General features: G+C 70.0%; 15 protein-coding genes and 2 pseudogenes. 8 read left to right on the top strand and 9 right to left on the bottom strand.

The genetic code is table 11. From position 1 onward, the window contains the following. Positions 1-19 precede the first annotated feature (19 nt). The 3 genes from B0F77_RS02060 to B0F77_RS02050 all read right to left on the bottom strand — a co-directional run bounded on the left by B0F77_RS02060 (position 20) and on the right by B0F77_RS02050 (position 2,346). Positions 20-913, bottom strand: coding sequence for a serine hydrolase (locus B0F77_RS02060; RefSeq protein WP_086661021.1), 894 nt, complete (start codon positions 911-913; stop codon positions 20-22). A 78-nt stretch (positions 914-991) separates the two neighbouring features. Beyond that, entirely contained in the window at positions 992-1,732 is a 741-nt protein-coding gene (locus tag B0F77_RS02055; protein ID WP_086661020.1) for a maleylpyruvate isomerase family mycothiol-dependent enzyme, read from the bottom strand. Next, positions 1,729-2,346 (bottom strand): TetR/AcrR family transcriptional regulator, encoded by a 618-nt coding sequence (locus B0F77_RS02050; RefSeq protein WP_086661019.1) that lies wholly within the window; start codon positions 2,344-2,346, stop codon positions 1,729-1,731. The genes B0F77_RS02055 and B0F77_RS02050 overlap by 4 nt, the downstream gene beginning before the upstream one ends. 54 nt (positions 2,347-2,400) lie before the next feature. Here B0F77_RS02050 and B0F77_RS02045 point away from each other — a divergent pair, with 54 nt between their 5' ends. After that, positions 2,401-3,420, top strand: a complete 1,020-nt coding sequence (locus B0F77_RS02045) for a DUF2399 domain-containing protein (protein WP_143466526.1) — start codon at positions 2,401-2,403, stop codon at positions 3,418-3,420. On the opposite strand, the gene B0F77_RS02040 is transcribed toward B0F77_RS02045, so the two are convergent. After that, on the bottom strand, positions 3,409-3,876 hold the full coding sequence (locus B0F77_RS02040; protein WP_086661017.1) for a MarR family winged helix-turn-helix transcriptional regulator: 468 nt from the start codon (positions 3,874-3,876) through the stop codon (positions 3,409-3,411). The genes B0F77_RS02045 and B0F77_RS02040 overlap by 12 nt on opposite strands. A gap of 47 nt (positions 3,877-3,923) precedes the next feature. On the opposite strand from B0F77_RS02040, the pseudogene B0F77_RS50465 reads away from it, so the two are divergent. The 3 genes and pseudogenes from B0F77_RS50465 to B0F77_RS50455 all read left to right on the top strand — a co-directional run. Further along, positions 3,924-4,400: pseudogene (locus tag B0F77_RS50465) on the top strand (FAD-dependent monooxygenase); the annotation flags it as partial. A 283-nt stretch (positions 4,401-4,683) separates the two neighbouring features. Beyond that, a pseudogene (locus tag B0F77_RS50460) lies at positions 4,684-4,806 on the top strand (FAD-dependent monooxygenase); the annotation flags it as partial. Between the two features lie 69 nt (positions 4,807-4,875). Further along, positions 4,876-5,136 (top strand): hypothetical protein, encoded by a 261-nt coding sequence (locus tag B0F77_RS50455; RefSeq protein WP_281252463.1) that lies wholly within the window; start codon positions 4,876-4,878, stop codon positions 5,134-5,136. Positions 5,137-5,226: 90 nt separating this feature from the next. Here the strand turns inward: B0F77_RS50455 and B0F77_RS02025 are convergent, their stop codons facing one another. After that, the gene (locus tag B0F77_RS02025; protein WP_143466525.1) at positions 5,227-5,619 is read right to left on the bottom strand and encodes an SH3 domain-containing protein; all 393 of its coding nucleotides are present in this window, start codon (positions 5,617-5,619) and stop codon (positions 5,227-5,229) included. Between the two features lie 136 nt (positions 5,620-5,755). Here B0F77_RS02025 and B0F77_RS02020 point away from each other — a divergent pair, with 136 nt between their 5' ends. Next, positions 5,756-6,751, top strand: coding sequence for an ArsR/SmtB family transcription factor (locus tag B0F77_RS02020; RefSeq protein ID WP_086661014.1), 996 nt, complete (start codon positions 5,756-5,758; stop codon positions 6,749-6,751). Positions 6,752-6,769: 18 nt separating this feature from the next. Here the strand turns inward: B0F77_RS02020 and nudC are convergent, their stop codons facing one another. From nudC to B0F77_RS02000, 4 genes are read right to left on the bottom strand one after another with little or no spacing between them, the layout of a single operon-like run. Further along, positions 6,770-7,717 (bottom strand): NAD(+) diphosphatase, encoded by a 948-nt coding sequence (nudC, locus tag B0F77_RS02015; protein WP_086661013.1) that lies wholly within the window; start codon positions 7,715-7,717, stop codon positions 6,770-6,772. After that, positions 7,714-9,114: a M16 family metallopeptidase gene (locus B0F77_RS02010; RefSeq protein ID WP_086661012.1), complete on the bottom strand. Its 1,401-nt coding sequence runs from the start codon at positions 9,112-9,114 to the stop codon at positions 7,714-7,716. Before B0F77_RS02010 ends, nudC begins: the two co-directional genes overlap by 4 nt. Beyond that, entirely contained in the window at positions 9,111-10,394 is a 1,284-nt protein-coding gene (locus B0F77_RS02005) for a M16 family metallopeptidase (RefSeq protein WP_086661011.1), read from the bottom strand. The genes B0F77_RS02010 and B0F77_RS02005 overlap by 4 nt, the downstream gene beginning before the upstream one ends. A gap of 10 nt (positions 10,395-10,404) precedes the next feature. Further along, positions 10,405-12,030: a DUF2207 domain-containing protein gene (locus B0F77_RS02000; protein ID WP_086661010.1), complete on the bottom strand. Its 1,626-nt coding sequence runs from the start codon at positions 12,028-12,030 to the stop codon at positions 10,405-10,407. A 207-nt stretch (positions 12,031-12,237) separates the two neighbouring features. On the opposite strand from B0F77_RS02000, the gene B0F77_RS01995 reads away from it, so the two are divergent. From B0F77_RS01995 to B0F77_RS01985, 3 genes are all read left to right on the top strand, one after another. Beyond that, positions 12,238-13,359 (top strand): neutral zinc metallopeptidase, encoded by a 1,122-nt coding sequence (locus B0F77_RS01995; RefSeq protein WP_281252461.1) that lies wholly within the window; start codon positions 12,238-12,240, stop codon positions 13,357-13,359. Between the two features lie 187 nt (positions 13,360-13,546). Further along, positions 13,547-14,749: a neutral zinc metallopeptidase gene (locus tag B0F77_RS01990; protein WP_281252460.1), complete on the top strand. Its 1,203-nt coding sequence runs from the start codon at positions 13,547-13,549 to the stop codon at positions 14,747-14,749. Positions 14,750-14,761: 12 nt separating this feature from the next. Beyond that, entirely contained in the window at positions 14,762-15,658 is an 897-nt protein-coding gene (locus B0F77_RS01985) for a neutral zinc metallopeptidase (RefSeq protein WP_086661008.1), read from the top strand. Positions 15,659-15,706: the final 48 nt, after the last annotated feature.

The following is a 15,706-nucleotide window of genomic DNA, read 5'->3' as shown; positions in this document are numbered from 1 at the left end:
GCGCGGGACCGGCTGCGGATCAGTCGAGGATGCGGTCCGCCAGGTGCACGGCGCGCGTGAGCCTGGTGATCCGATCGGCGGAGACGTCCCAGGTGGTGCCCACCGGTTCCAGCGTCAGCACGACCATGATCTTGCGGTCGTCGCGCCCGTAGGTGCCGGTGGTGTGCATCGCCGGACGCGTCAGGTCGACATCAGCTGCCAAACGCTGCCCCTCGCCCACCGGGCCGTCCTTGCCGACACCGGGGTAGGTCGGCGGCTTCGGCTTTTCGACGCACGGCCTGGGCGGCGTGTCACCGAACCGCGACCACCCCTGTTTGAAGGCCACCTCGCCGTGAACGACGCTCGGCAGGCCGAACGACTGGTCGAAGCCGTCGGTCGCGCACTTCGTCGCCTGGTGCAGGTTGCCCATGATGAAATCGCGGAACTTCGGGTGTGCCTGGTCGAGCACATAGCGGTAGATCTTGACGACGTCAGCCGCGCTGAGTGCCGTGTAGCCCCAGAATCCGACGTTGACCGGCGGTGCGGTGTCCTCGAGCCCCAGCTTCACGACCATGCGTTCGACGATCTTCTCCCAGCCCTCCTGGACCCAGAGCTCCGAAGCCGCGTTGTCGTCGCTCGACCTCAGCATCGGCTCCAGTCGTACCAGGTCGGCCGGCGGGATCTCGGCCTCGGGACCGCGCTTCTCCAGGTAATCGAGCGCGATGAGGATCTTGACGACCGACGCCGAACGGTACTGCTTGTGTTCGTCCCAGGCGATCGTGGTGCGTCCGGTCTTGCGGTCGAACACGGCGAATGCCGCCTGGGCGTCCGCTGCGATCTCAGCCCGAGGGTCGGCATGCGCGGGCAGCGGCGCCAGAAAGGCTGCCGTGACCGCCGCCGTGACCCCTGCGGCGAGCAGTCGAATTCTCTTCATGTTCCAGTAGACGTCTCACGTGTCGCCGAGGATGCCCCGTATTCGGGACGGATCCTTCACCACCGGCCTGAGTGGACTCTAGAAGGGCACTTCGGTGTCCAGCGGGGCGGTCCCGCGGCCGGACAGCGCGCGGCAGAACTCGACCGCGTCGAACTCCAGCTCCGGACCGCCCTCGCCCCACGTCCCGCCGGCGGGCCCGGTCAGGCGCAGCGTGAACGGGCGGCCGTGCCGCGTGGCCCACTCCCGCACCACGTCGTCGACGAGCACGCCGTCGTGGTCGGCGGTCAGCACCAGCGGAGCTCCGGTGGCGTGCGAGATGTCGACGCGGTGCATCCACGGGTCGCGGGTCATGATCACATCGATGAGGAAGCCGAGCGTCCACGCCTCGTCGTGGCCGTTGATCGCCTGCGTGGCGCCCATCTTCTGCCGGCGCACGAACCACGGCGTGCGGCGCCGGCCCTTCACCGCGCGAGGGGCCACCTCGGCGTAACGGGCGGCGATGGCGGTTGGCGACATGTCGGCGCGTTCGACCACCTGAAGTGCGGTCAGCGCGTCGATGAACACCCCGCCGCGCTTCTCCGCCGCCTTGACCTGGCGCATGCTCTCCCGCATCGACGCGGACATCTCCGCCATGCCGAGCATGTGCGCGGCCATCGCCCGCACGTCCCACGCCGGGCAGTCGGTGGGCTTGGCCCAGTCCTGCGCCGAGAGCCCTTCGAACAGCGCGACGACCCGTTGGTACTCGGTTTCGGCGAGTCTCAGCGCGGTGTCGCGGTCGAGGGCGGACGTGCGGGGCTTCGTGTCCAGTGCGGCGGTCATCGTGATCTCCTCAATGGTGGTCCTGGCAAACCGACCTCGTCGGCGAACATGTCGATCACGCGCGGCAGCTGACGGAGCCAGCGGTCGCCGCCGGGCTCGTTCGCGAGCTGCCGGTCGAGCAGACCGCCGCAGATGGCCAGGAAGAGGTCGACGTCGGCGCTGTCGGTGATCCCGAGTCCGCGCAGCGTGTCCTGCAACAGACCGATCACCTCGACCGACGGGGCGTAGGAGGCTTCCGAGGGTTCGAAGCCGGGGATGGAACGCTGGTTGAGCAGCTGGTAGCGAGCGACGTCGGCGAGCGAGAAGTCGAAGAAGTGCTGGGCGAGCGCCAGCACGGCTTCGCGCGGCGCCGCGGGCAGCTTCGCCTGGTTCTCCCGCGCCTCGGCGAGGTAGAGGGTCCAGGCCTGGCCGAACATCGCGTCGTAGATCGCGTTCTTCGAGTCGAAGTGCGAGTACAACGACGGTGAGCGCATCCCGATCATGGCCGCGACCTCGCGCAACGTGACGGCACCCAGCCCGTCGCGGCGCGCGATCTCCCACGCGGCGTCGACTATTTCCCTTCGGGTGGCCTCACGCCGTTCGGCTTGCCTATCACGATTAGGCAGAACGCTCATGGTTAGGTACGGTCCGCTCACCAGCGCGTTCTGTCAAGGCCTAAATTGGGGGACGTGATCGAGTACGACCGCCCCGAGCTGGAGGAGTTCTGGCGCCTGGCGCGCGAGACGCTGGAGGGCGGCGGCCGGTCGGCGTTCAGCTTCCGCGTCGAGGACGAGCGCACCGCGACCGCCCTCGGTGAACTGCTGCGCAAGCCGGTGGCACATCCGGCTCGCCGCCAGATCTCGCTGGCCCGCCTGGACGAACACCTCCGCGCCCACGGCAGCACGCTGCCAGAGGTGCTGGAATCCGTGCACGGCAAGCCGGTCGGCATGTCCTCTTCGGAGGAAGCGCCGACCGCGGACGCCGTGCTGAAGTTCGCGTTGCGCGAGCACGGCCTGCTGCAGGCACCTTGGGCCGCCGAGTGGATCGAGCACGTCCGCCGGTACGGCAAGATCCCGCAGCCCGCGCTGCCGATGATCGCGAACCAGGCCGCGCAGATCCTCGCTCGCCTGCAACAGGAACCGAGGCGGTGGACGACCCGCTTCGCCTTGGCCGGCAACGACCTCGACGACGGCCGCCCGCTCGCCCGCGTCGTCGGGAAGGCGCTGGCGCTGGCCGGCACGAGCTGGGAACGCTCCGGCGTGTTGCCCGACGCGTACCGCGACCCGGTGCTGACGTCCCAGGGCTACCTGACGCTGAACGACACCCTCGACGCCGCGGAGATCACCGTCGTCCGCAGCCCGCGCCTGCTCGAGTCCGGCGTGCCCGGACCGTTGATGGTGCTCCCGAACGGACTCACGCCCCAGGCCAGGCACCACCTCGACGGCAGAGCCATCCGCTGCCACAACGACTTCACGCCCGACGGCATCCGCACCACCAACGACGTCCTCGCCTGGACCGGCGGCACGGCGTGGCGCATGTCAGCGGCCGACTACCGCGAGGCCGTCGCCACCCTGATCGCCCGCGGCGTGGAGCTGCCGACCCTCAACATCCGCCCGGAAACCGCGAGCTGGGACCCGGACCTCGCCGACACCATGGCCACCACGGGCCTGATGGTCACCGAGGAGCACGTGCTGCCGTCACTCCTCTGAGGGCGCGAACCGCTTGACGTCCCACCGCCCGTGCCCCTCCAGCAGCTTGCGCCCGATCCGCCGCAGGTCAGCGAGGTCACGGTCGTTCAGCAACCCGGCGAACTCCTCGGCCAGCGACGCCCGGTACACCCGCGCCGTGGTCCCGGTGCAGGCCTCTTCACCCTCGGCCGTGAGCACCGCGAACACCAGCCGCCGGTTGTCCGGCGGCTGCTCCCGCGTCACCCACCCGCGCTTCACCAGTCGTTCGATCAGGCGCGTGACGCCGGACGGACTGACGTCCAGCAACTCCACGAGCTCCGACATCTGCAGCCGCCCGCCGTTGTGGCGCAGCTGGTAGAGCGCCACGTGCTCCAGCAGCGAGCACCCGGCCTCCGCCTCCATCCGCTGCCCCATCGCGGCCTTCACGGCGTCCACGCCCTGCTGCACGTACAGCCACGAGTAGATCGGCTCCGTCACCAGCCCATCCTAAAACAGATTTGACCGTGCGACGTTTTCACGCTCAAATGTTGAGCATGAAAACTTCCACCGACGTCACCGTCGTCGGCGCGGGCCCGGTCGGACTCCTGCTCGCCACCGAACTCGCTCTCCAGGGCGTCCGCACCACCGTGCTCGAACGCCTCACCACCCAAGCCGACACCATCAAGGCCCAGATGATCAGCGGCCGCACCTACCAGATGCTCGCCATGCGCGGGTTCGGCTCCGCCATCGACGCCGCTAGCGAACTGGAGTCCGCCGGCCTCGCCTGGCGCCCTACCGGTGCCACGGGCCACTTCGCCGGACTGTTCAAACTGGACGGTCTGCCGCTCGTCATGCTGTCCCAGCAAGCACTGGAACGAATCCTCGAAGCCCGCGCCCTCGAACTCGGCGTGCAGATCCACCGCGGCGTCGAAGTCACCGACCTGGACTTCGGTTCCGACTACGTCGTCGGCTGCGACGGCGGCCGCAGCACCGTCCGCAAGCTCGCCGGCTTCGACTTCCCCGGCACCGGCCCGACGCTCACCGGCTACCAGGCGATCGTCGACCTCGACGGCGACCTGCCGCGCGGCTGGCATCGAACCCCCAACGGCATCTGCGCCTCAGGCCCGCTCCAGGGCCGCATCATGCTGATCGACTACGCCGGGCCGCCCACCACCCGTGACGTGACACCGGAAATCCTCGAATCCGCCCTCCGTCGGATCAGCGGCCACGACGTCCGCATCACCGCCGTCCACACCGCCACCGGTCTGGACCGACAACACCCGCCAGGCCACCACCTACCGCAAGGACAACGTCCTGCTGGCCGGCGACGCGGCCCACGTCCATTCTCCGTTCGGCGGCCAGGGCCTCAACCTGGGTCTCCAGGACGCCCTGAACCTGGGCTGGAAACTGGCCACCGGCGACACCGACCTGATCGACTCCTACACCACCGAACGCCACCCGGTAGCCGATCGGGTCCTGCGCAACACCCTGGCCCAGGTGGCTCTCACCCGCCCCGACCCGCGGTCACGTGAACTCCACACCCTGTTCAGCGATCTCCTCGACCTGCCAGAGGTCAGATCCCGCATCTCCGCGATGATCCAGGGCACCGACATCCGTTACGAGACCGGCTGCGACCATCCACTGGCGGGTACTTTCGTGCCAGACCTGGACCTCTCCGACGGCAAGGGCACCACCATCGCGCTGAACGGTGCCGAGGCCACCATCCGTCCGGACGGCTACATCTCTCAGATCGCCTGACCAAGCCATCTGTCGCAAAAGGACGGTCAACGAGACGCGGACGGGACGCCACGGCCGTAAAGCCGTGGCGTCCGGTCGTTTCCGCGGGTGTTACTGCGGGCAGTGGTAGTTGCTGCCACCACCCGGCAGCAGGTCGTCACGCGTCCAGCCGCGCTTGCCGGTGCGGACGTTCCGCAGATAGGTCCACGTGGCGTTGTCGTTGCCCAGCGTCCAGCAGTAGTAGTCCAGCCGGTCGGAGGGCTCGCTCGAGCCGACCGACGTGCAGGACGTGGACGAGCCGGTGCGAATGCGCGCGCCGGAGCTGGCACCCGTGATCGCCGAGATCGGGTCCAGGTTCGGTGGCACCACCGAACTGTTGCAGGCGTAGTGCTGCACCGACACGCCATCCCCCTTGGGCGCCGCCGCTTGCGCCGGAGCCGCGATCAGCACGGCCGGAAGCGCCATCCCCGCGACAACCACCGCCAGCTTCACCATTCCTCGCACGTTCTCCCCCTTCGTAGGAATTCCTCCTGGCAGGGAGCGACTCTCCTCCCGACGGGTGAACTTCTCAAGAGTGTTGCACCAGAACGAAAAGGTGCGGCCATCATGGCGCTCAGGGGATTCGAAATGGGGGAATGTCTTGCTGCGCTTTCATTTCACGACCGACGACCTCGTGCGCACGACCGTCGCGCCGACCGCGGACCCGTTGTGGGAGGTGGTGCTCGCCGGCTACCGCTTACGCGACCGCGTTCACACACCGGTATTCCACGGCTGGATGAACGCGGTTCGAAACCGGCTCGACCGCCACGACCCGACGCCGCGCCTGCTGCGCGTGCTGGTGCCGGTGTCGGAACTGCTCACGCCACCGGAGTCGGCCGACGGACTGGAGGCGGGGCTGGAGGCGCTGCGCGCGACGCCACCGCACCGGCTGGCGGTGGCGCTGGAGCGTTTGAGACCGTTGCCCGCGTGGGTCGAGCAGCTGCTGGGCGGACCGCGCGGACCGGCCGTGCTCGCCGACGTGCTGCGGCACCTGCACTCGGTGCTCGTCGAGCCGCACGCCGGGGTGGTTCAGGAGAGCGTCAACGCCGACCGCGCCCGCCGCGCCCGCGACCTCGTGGACGCCGGCGTGCACGGGCTGCTCGCCGGTCTGCGCCCGCACGCCCGGTGGGACGGCTCCGTGCTGGAGGTCGACACTCCGCGCGATCTGGACCTGCACCTGCGCGGCCGTGGGTTGCGCCTGGTGCCGTCGTACTTCGGCCGCCGGCCGGACACGCTCGCCGACCCCGGACCGCCACCGGTGCTCGTGTACCCGATCGCGGACGCCGACCGCTGGACAGGAGCCGCGCCGAGCGGACTGGACGAGTTGCTCGGCCCGACCCGCCGCGCCGTGCTGGAGTGCGCCCGCACCGGCACCGGCACCGGCGAACTGGCCCGCCGCATCGGCACGTCACCGGCGTCGGTGAGCCGGCACACCGGGGTGCTGCGCGGCGCGGGCCTGCTCCGGACGACCAGGCACGGCAAGCGGACCGTGCACTCGCTGACCACGCTGGGCGAGGCCTTGGTGTCCGGACGCATGCCGACGGCCGAGGAGGTGAGCGCGGCAGCGGTCACCTCGTCCGAACCTCGGATCCGGTGACCGTGACGCGCAACCCGGCTACGCCGAAGCCGCCCAGCTCTGCAGCATCCGGAACGCGATCGACGCGCCACCGGCGAGCCCCAGCCCCGCAACGCTGCCGGGCACCTCGATCGCCTTCCGCACGTCGTCCCGCGAGACCCACTTGGCCTCGGCGATCTCACCCTCGGCGAGCCGCAGCGGTTCCGCCGGATCGGCCACGGCCTCGAACCCGATCATCAACGACCGGGGGAACGGCCACGGCTGGGACCCGAGGTACCGGATGTCCCGCACGGAGATCCCGACCTCTTCCAGGATCTCCCGCGCGACGCAGGCCTCCAGCGACTCGCCGGCCTCGACGAACCCTGCCAGCACGGAGAACCGGCCCTCCGGCCACTCCGGACCGCGAGCCACCAGCACCTGGTCCGCTCCGTCGTGCACCAGGCAGATCACCGCGGCGTCGGTACGCGGGTACTCCTCGCGCTCGCAGCCCGAGCAGACGCTGATCCAGCCGGACTTCTCCAGCACGGTCCGCGCGCCGCACTTGGCGCAGTACTTGCCGAGCCGGTGCCACTGGAACAGCGCCGCCGCGGTCGTGAAGAGCCCTGCGGACATGTCGTCCAGCGTCGCACCGGCCTGCCGCAGGTCGAGCCACTGCGCCTCGTCCGTGAGCTCCGGCGGACCCCACGCGCGGCTGGCCGGCACCTGCTCGCCGTCCTCGGCGGGCATCAGCACGGCGAAGTACGCCACGCCGTCCTGCTCACCCAGCAGGACGGCGTTCACCGGCGGCTGGTCGCCGAACTCGGTCGCGGGCCGGTCGGCGATCCGCGTGCCGCGCTCGGCCACCAGCGTGCGGCCCCGCGTGTCGACGACGATCATCCGTGCCTTGGGCCAGAGCGCGGCGAGCTTCTCCTCGTCGCCGCGCAACGGCTCGCACCGGTCGATCGCGAACCGCGACAACGCTGGCAGGCCGACCAGGTCGAAACTCACTGGAACGCAACCCCGCCCAACGCCGACAGCTTCGCCTTGAGCTGCTCGGCGTCGCCCACCAGCACACCGGTGAAGTTGCCCGGCGCGAAGAACTCCAGCGCCGCCGCGGCGACCTGCTCCGGCGTGACCGCCTGCAGCCGCTGCGGGTGCGCCACCAGCCAGTCGATGCCCAGGCCGAGCGCGACGAGGTTGACGACGAACGACGCGAGGCCGGACTGCGAGGACGTGGTGGTGAGCAGCGTGCCGATCGCGTAGCTGCGGGCGACGTCCACTTCGGACTCCGACGGCGGGACCATGCCGAGGCGCGCCAGCTCGTAACGGGTCTCCAGCAGCGCCGCCGCCGTCACGTCCGAAGCCGTGTCCGCGTCGACCAGCAGCGTGGCGCCGTGGACGGTGAACTCGGGGTGCGAGCGCGCGCTGTAGGTGTAGCCCTTGTCCTCGCGGATGTTCTCGACCAGCCGCGACGAGAAGAACCCGCCGTAGACCAGGTTCGCGAGCTGCAGCGCCGGGTAACGCTCGTCGGTGCGCGGAATCGCCTGTGCGGCAAGGCGGATCTGCGACTGCACGGCACCGGCGCGGTGCACCAGCAGCACGTCGCCACCGGTCACGGGCGGCAGCGGTGGCAGCTGGACGGCCTCGCCCTCGCCCTGCCACTCGGCCAGCGCCTCGCCGACCTGCGCCACGGCCTCGGCCGGGTCGACGTCGCCGACGATCACGAAGACCGAGCCGCGCGGCAGCAACGCCTTGGCGTGCAACGCGACCACGTCTTCGCGGGACACCTCGGCGACCTCGTCGGCCTCCGGCATCTCCTTGGCGTACGGGTGGTCGCCGTACAGGACCTTCTGCAACGCCTCACGCGCGATGACGCTCGGCTGCGACCGGGCGATCGTGATGCGCTCGACCAGGCGGGCCTGCTCGCGCTCCACCTCGTCCGCCGGGTACGACGCGGACGTCAGCACGTCGCGCAGCACGTCCAGCACGGTGCCGAGGCCGCTGGCCAGGGCGTTGCCGGTGAAGCTCAGGCGCTCCGGGTCGACCACGGCGTCGAGCTCGCCGCCGACCAGCGCCAGCTCGGTGTCGATCTGCACGCGGGAACGCGTGGCGGTACCGGTCAGCACGGTGTTCGCGAGGATCTCCGCCTGCGCCGAGTGCGCCGAACCGACGCTCGACGCGGCCGGGTCGGCGAACGGAACGCGCAGCCGCAGCTCGACCATCGGCACGGTGGCGCGGCGCACGGCGATGACGCGCAGGCCGTTCGGCAGCACGGTGTCCACAGTGGACAGCTCGGCGGCCGCCTTCTGCGAGCCCAGCTCCGGCAACGGACGCGGCCCCACTTCGGTGCGCCCGATCTCCTCGGCGGTGCGGTGGGTCTTGGCCGCCGAAACAGACGCGGTCACTGGGCTCCTCCGGTGGGCTTGACGAGAAGAAGGGCGCGGGCGTCCGGACGCAGCGCCTTGGCCGCGGCGGACACCTCGTCCACGGTCACCGAAGCGATCCGCTCAGGCAGTTCGTAGATCAGCTCGGCCCGGCCGAACAGCAGCTCCGCGGAGCCGAGGCCCAGCGTGCGGTTCGTGAGCCGGTCGTGCTCCTTGTGCATGGTCGACGCCCAGCGGGCGGTGACCTTCGCGAGCTCCTCGACCGACGGCGGCTCCTGCGCGAGCTTCTGCAGTTCCTCGTCGATCGCGGCGATGACCTGGTCCGCCGAGACCTCGGCGGCGTGGATCGCGGTGATGCTGAACGTGTCCGGGTCGCGGGCCTCCAGCGGCCCGAACAGGCCACAGCCCGCGTTCAGGTCGATCACGATGCCCTCGCGGTGCACCAGGCGCTGCTGCAGCCGCGAACCGTCGCCGTCCGCCAGCACGCCGGCCAGCACCAGGTACGCGAGGTAGCCGTCGATGTCGGTGACCGGGTCCGGCACGCGGTAGCCGATCGCGATCGCGGGCAGCGGGGCCAGCGCGTCGCCGTGCTCCTGCCGCACCTCGCCCTGCGGGGCGGGCTCCGCGAACGACGGGCGCTCCGGCTTCGGACGCGCCGGCACGTCGCCGAAGTGCTTCTCCACCAACGTCTTCGTGGTCTCGACGTCGAGGTCACCGGCGACCGTCAGCACGGCGTTGGACGGCGAGTAGTAGGTGTCGAAGAACTCCGCGCAGTCGTCGACCGTGGCGCTCTCCAGGTCCACGAAGTCGCCGTAGCCGTTGTGCGCGTTGGCGAACGTCTTGAACAGCACCGGCGGCAGCAGGATCCAGGGGAACCCGCCGTACGGGCGGTTCAGCACGTTGAGCCGGATCTCCTCCTTCACCACGTCGATCTGGTTGCGGAGGTTCTCCTCGGTGATCTTCGGTGCGCGCATGCGGTCCGCCTCGAGGAACAGCGCCCGCTCCAGCGCCGCCGAGGGCAGCACCTGGTAGTAGTCCGTGTAGTCCGGGTGTGTGGACCCGTTGAACGTGCCGCCCGACGACTGCACATGGCGGAAGTGAGCCAGCTTCTCGAGGCTCTCGCTGCCCTGGAACATCAGATGTTCGAAGAGGTGCGCGAAACCGGTGCGCCCCTCGGGCTCGGAGCGGAAGCCGACGTCGTAGTGCACGCTGACGCCGACGACCGGTGCGCTGGCGTCGGGGGCGAGCACCACCCGCAGGCCGTTGGGCAACGTGAACCTGTGCAGTTCGGGTGAGGCCATGTGCGCCAGCCTACGGGTTCGGCGCCCGGAGCGATCGCAGGTGGCCCGCCTGGGCGAGCACACCGTCGAGCGCCCCCAGGAACGCGGGGAAGCTGCGCCGGAAGTCGGACGCGTTGCCGTACCAGTAAAGGTCCTGCTGACCGAACGTGGCGAGCCAGCGCTCGGTCTCGCCGAGCACCACCGCGTACGGCAGCGAACGCGAGAACACCAGCTCTCGGTCGGCCTCGGGGACGTCGTCCGGCGTCAGGCCGTGGAGGTACCCGCGCAGGCCGCGGACGTGCTCCAGCAACTCGCTGCCGCGCTTGGTGCGGGCGGGCATCGACCGCGCGCCGAACGTGAGCGCGACACCACCGACCGCGACGGCGAGCCCGAACAGCGCGTTGCCGATCGTGAGCGCCAGCACGACCGTGACGGCCACGCCCAGCACCGCGATCACGATGCCGGCCCACCAGAACAGGCTGCGCTCGGCGTCCGGGCGGCGGACGAACCAGCGCTTCTCCACGACGTCCGCGTACAGTTCGTCGCGGACCCGCGCGAGGTCGATCCCCCGGCCGCGCAGCTCGGACACGGTCACCGCGTCCACACCGTCGGGCAACAGTGCGGTGTAGACGGCCTTCTCGTAGCCGGACAACGAGGCATCGGCAGGGTTGCGGCGCACGATCCGCCAGTCGTGGCCGTCCGTCTCGGCGATCCAGACGTAGTTGCGAACCGCGAGGTCGATCACCGTGGCCGTCACGTCGACGACGTCCACGTGCTCGTCGACGACGGTGCCGACCTGGCCGGGCAGCACGCCGTCGGGCGACGCGAACGCGACCCTGCCGCTCTGGTCGCGCACCAGCACGGAGACCGCGCCGACCTCGCTGGACAGCGCGGCGACGTCCCGGCCGCGCAGGTACCAGAGCAGCGCGACACCGCCGAGCAGCAACACCAGCAGCCCGCCGAGCGCGATGCCGCTCACCGGGGTCAGCGCGAACGCGGCCGCCAGCCCGGACTGCTCGACCACGACCGCGTTCGGCGGCACGACACCGGCGGACAGGCCGATCGCGAGGTCGACGCGCTCGCCCGCGGCGAGCTTGATCTCCTGCGCCCGCACGCCTTTGCCGTCCGCGAGGTCCGCGCTGGTGCACGGCTGCGACGAACCGACGGGGCCCGCGAGACAGTTCACCGACGTCGGTGAGTCGGGCGCGGAGAACGAGACGGCGACCTTGTCGAGTTCGGTGTCCCAGCCGCCCGCGACCTGCCAGCGCACCTCCAGCGCGTCACCGACGGGGGCGACCGCGCCGACGACCGCGTAGGTCAGCGTGGCCTTCCCACCATTGAGGACCACGGAGAACTGCTCACCGCTGACGTCGACGCTGCCGGTCCCCTCGACCTTGGCGTCGGTGACCTCGTACTGACGCACGAGATCGTTGCCGACCGCGAGTCGCAAGGGGACGGTCCGCTTGACGGTCTTGCCGTCCGGCACGATGACGGTCTCGGTGACGGTGAGCTTGGCGTCGCGCTCCAGCTTCATCCGCACCTCTGTGCTGACGGTGCCGGGAAGCGGCTGCGCGAGCGCGCCGACGGCCGTGCCAAGAGCCATGGCAGAGGTCAACGCCGCGGTGGCGAAGATCGCCACTCCCCAGTTCTTCAACACGGCTGCGGACAATAGCGGAGTCCTCATATGCTCCGGCGGACTTTCGTACAGACGCCATCTGGGGGATCTTCGGCGATGACGCAACCACTCGGAGTTCCCGGTTATCGACCGCCGCCACGCCCGGTTGGCCCGCCGCCCGTGCCGGCACCGCCGCCGTACCGGCCGCCGATGCCTCCCCGCCCAGCTCAAGGACCTCCTCCGCCCGGCATGCGCCCGCCGATGGGCCCGCCTCCGCACCTGCGTCCGCCGATGCCGCCTCCTGGTTGCGCACCGCTGCCGCCGCCGCGTCCGGTGATGCCGCCGCCGCAGCCGACCTGGGGCTACCAGCCACAGCCCGGTTTCGCGCCGTACCCGGCGATGCCGCCGTCCCGCAGGAGCAGCAGCGGCCCGATCCTGGCGCTGGTGCTGGGCGGCGTGGTGATCCTCGGTTTGGGTGCCGTCGGTGTGTTCGCGGCGACGTTGAACAACAAGGTGAAGGACACGGGCTACTCGAACTACACGACGTACAGCCCGACCTACACCTACACAACCACGACGACAACGACCACCACGACGACGTCCACGCGCACCTCGTCGACCCGGACGCCGAGCACGCAGCCGACCCCGGTGGGCCCGAAGGCCGTCTACAAGCTCGCCGACCACCCGATCTTCGGCACCGGCGTCGGCGCGAACGACTTCGACGCGTGCCCGTTGCCGAAGATGGAGTACAACCCGGCGGGCGAGGAGCGGTTCCTCTCGGCCGCGCTGCCGTGCATCGAGAAGGCGTGGCAACCGGCGTTGAAGGCGGCCAACCTGCCGTACCAGCCGGTCGAGCTGCAGGTGTTCACCGGCAGCACGCAGACGCCGTGCGGCTCGCGCCAGGCCAACTCGACCGCGATGTTCTGCAAGGGCGTCATCTACTGGCCCGGCAACTTCTACTCGAACGAGGGCGGCTCGACGGTCCGCCACCCCGGCGTGTACCTCGGCCAGCTCAGCCACGAGTACGGCCACCACGTCCAGTGGCTGACCGGCCTGCTGCGCGCCGCGGACCAGGCCCAGTACGACGTCGGCGGCTTCGACACGCCCAAGGGTCTCGAACTCAACCGCAGGCTGGAACTGCAGGCCACCTGCTTCGGCGGCATGACGCTGGCGCCGTTCTCGCACAAGAACGTCGTGCCGATGGACGTCGTGAACACCGGCCTGTCCGACGCGAGCAAGCGCGGTGACTACAACCGCAGGCCGGACCACGGCAGCGCGCCGAACAACGAACGTTGGGTGATGCACGGCCACAAGCAGAACGACATCAAGGCCTGCAACACCTGGGCGGCGAGCTCCGGCGACGTCTCGTGAACCGATCCCCCGGCCCGCGCGTCTCATGGACGTGGACGGGACGCGTTAGCCCGGTCGGGGGACACGCGATCTCGCTCCGCATATGCTCGTACCCGACCCAGGCTCACCAATGGGGGGACCTCAGGCGATGACGCAACCACCGCCGCCGGGCAATTGGCCGCCACCTCGCCCGGTCGGCCCGCCGCCCATGCCCGCACCACTGGGGCAGCGGCCGGCACAGGGCTCACCGCCTCCTCCCTACGGCATGCCACCCCAGGGCCCGCCGCCGTCCTACGGCCCGCCCCCTGGTCAGTACGGCCAGTACGGCCCGCCACCACCAGGTCCGGTCATGCCTCCGCCGCAACCGTCCTGGGGCGCCCCACCCGGCGGTGGCGGCTACCAGCCCGGCTACGGCCCGTACCCGCCGATGCAGCCGCGCAAGAAGAGCAACGGCCCGATCGTCGCGCTGATCCTGGGCGGCGTGGTGATCCTCGGCCTGGGCGCCGTCGGCGTCTTCGCGGCCACCCTGAACAACAAGACGAAGGACACGGGCTACTCGAACTACACGCCCCAAAGCCCCACGTTCACCCTGCCCACCACCACCGACGAGCCGGCCACGACAACAGCAGGCCCGCCATCGCGCCCGTCGTCGTCCAAAACCCCCTCCACCGGCCAGACCCAGGCAGGCGCGAAGGCCGTCTACGCACTGGCGGACCACCCGTTCCTGAAGCCGAGCTTCGGCGCGAACACGATCTCGGGCTGCCCGCTCCCCGCCATGGACTACTCCCCGGCGGGCCAGGACACGTTCCTCCGCGCGGCGCTCCCGTGCATCGAAAGCATGTGGAAGCCGGCCCTGCAGGCCGCGAACCTCCCGTACCAGCCCGTTGAGCTGCACATCATCACCGAGACCGCGCAATACCCGTGCGGCACCGTCCGCCCGGACCAGACCGCGCGCTACTGCCAGGGCGGCATCTACTGGACGGCGAACGCCTACGCCGCCGAACGCAACCCGAACAACCCGAACCACCCCGGCAAGTACCTGGGCCAGCTGGCCCACGAGTACGGCCACCACATCCAGTGGCTCACCGGAATGCTGAAAGCCTCGGACCGCGCGCAGTACGACGCCGGAGGGTGGGATACTCCGAAGGGCCTCGACCTGAACCGCCGGATGGAGCTACAGGCAACCTGCTTCGGCGGGATGTCACTGGCCCCGTTGTCGCACGGAGCGATCCCCATCGACGTCATCAGGGTCGCCCTGTCCGACGCAGGCAACCGAGGCGACTACGACATCTACCCGACCAAGGACCACGGCTCACCGCAGAACAACGCGAACTGGGTGAACCAGGGCTACAAGACGAACCAGGCCTCGGCCTGCAACACCTGGGCAGCCGACGCCGGCACCGTCTCCTAGAAAGGGGCGAACGTGACCCAACCACCCAAGAACAACCCGGTGCTACTCGCGGGAGTGTTCGTCCTGGTGGTCGCGTTCGTCCTAGGAATCGGTCAACTGAGCCGCCCCAGACTCGTCACCGGCCACGCCCTGGCAGGCTCCCGCCCGGCCCCGTCCCCGTCGACAACGGAGCCGACCACCCCGATCCGCCCGCGAGCCGTCTACCGCCTCGCAGACCACCCGTTCCTGGTAAAGCCGGCCTCCCTGCCCCAGCAAACCTGCACCCTGCCGCCCTTCGGCGTCACCGACCAACAACTCGCCGCCTACTACACAGCAGGCGTCGAATGCCTCGACGCAGCCTGGGGCCCCCTCCTGACAGCAACGAACCTCCCGTTCGAAAAGCCGTCCCTGGACGCCTCGCCAGACCTGAAAGACGGCCCCTGCGGCGCCGCCCCGGAATCCGACCACGCAGTCGCCTACTACTGCGGCCGCAACCGAACGATCTACATGCCCACGGCCCGCCTGCGCGACAACGGCGGCGGCGACGCCCCGGCAACCCACCTGGCCACGCTCTCCCACGAGTACGGCCACCACGTACAAGCCCTGACCGGCCTGCTACGAGCCGCCGACCTGAAAATCACCGACGCAGGTGAAAAGACCCCAGCGGGCCTGGAAATGTCGCGCAGAATCGAACTCCAGGCAAACTGCTTCGCGGGCATGTTCCTGGCCAGCGCAGCAGGCCGAGGATCAGTGACCACGAGCCTGGCAAGGCTGGCGCAGGACGACTTCCAGTACGCCATCGAAGAAAAGCCGGAAAACAACGCCCACGGCTCATCCGCAAACCAAGCACAGTGGGCAACAGCAGGCTACAAGTCAAACTCGACAACAGCCTGCAACACCTTCTCGGCAGACGCAAAACAGGTCGCATAACCACGCGACGCCGCACGCGAGCTGCGAAGGCGAGCTGCTTTTCGCATG

The sequence above is a fragment of the Lentzea kentuckyensis genome (genome assembly GCF_002150765.1).
GTDB classification, from domain to species: domain Bacteria; phylum Actinomycetota; class Actinomycetes; order Mycobacteriales; family Pseudonocardiaceae; genus Lentzea; species Lentzea kentuckyensis.
Note: the sequence above shows the minus strand (reverse complement) of the source record. Positions and strands in the feature narration are given on the sequence as shown.

What these genes read in the sequence shown, in the direction of transcription:
- B0F77_RS01990 (WP_281252460.1), top strand. Translation starts at nt 13,547, where the DNA reads ATGCCCGCACCACTGGGGCAGCGGCCGGCACAGGGCTCACCGCCTCCT.
- B0F77_RS01995 (WP_281252461.1), top strand. Translation starts at nt 12,238, where the DNA reads ATGCGCCCGCCGATGGGCCCGCCTCCGCACCTGCGTCCGCCGATGCCG.
- B0F77_RS02050 (WP_086661019.1), bottom strand. Translation starts at nt 2,346, where the DNA reads ATGAGCGTTCTGCCTAATCGTGATAGGCAAGCCGAACGGCGTGAGGCC.
- B0F77_RS02005 (WP_086661011.1), bottom strand. Translation starts at nt 10,394, where the DNA reads ATGGCCTCACCCGAACTGCACAGGTTCACGTTGCCCAACGGCCTGCGG.
- B0F77_RS02060 (WP_086661021.1), bottom strand. Translation starts at nt 913, where the DNA reads ATGAAGAGAATTCGACTGCTCGCCGCAGGGGTCACGGCGGCGGTCACG.
- B0F77_RS02055 (WP_086661020.1), bottom strand. Translation starts at nt 1,732, where the DNA reads ATGACCGCCGCACTGGACACGAAGCCCCGCACGTCCGCCCTCGACCGC.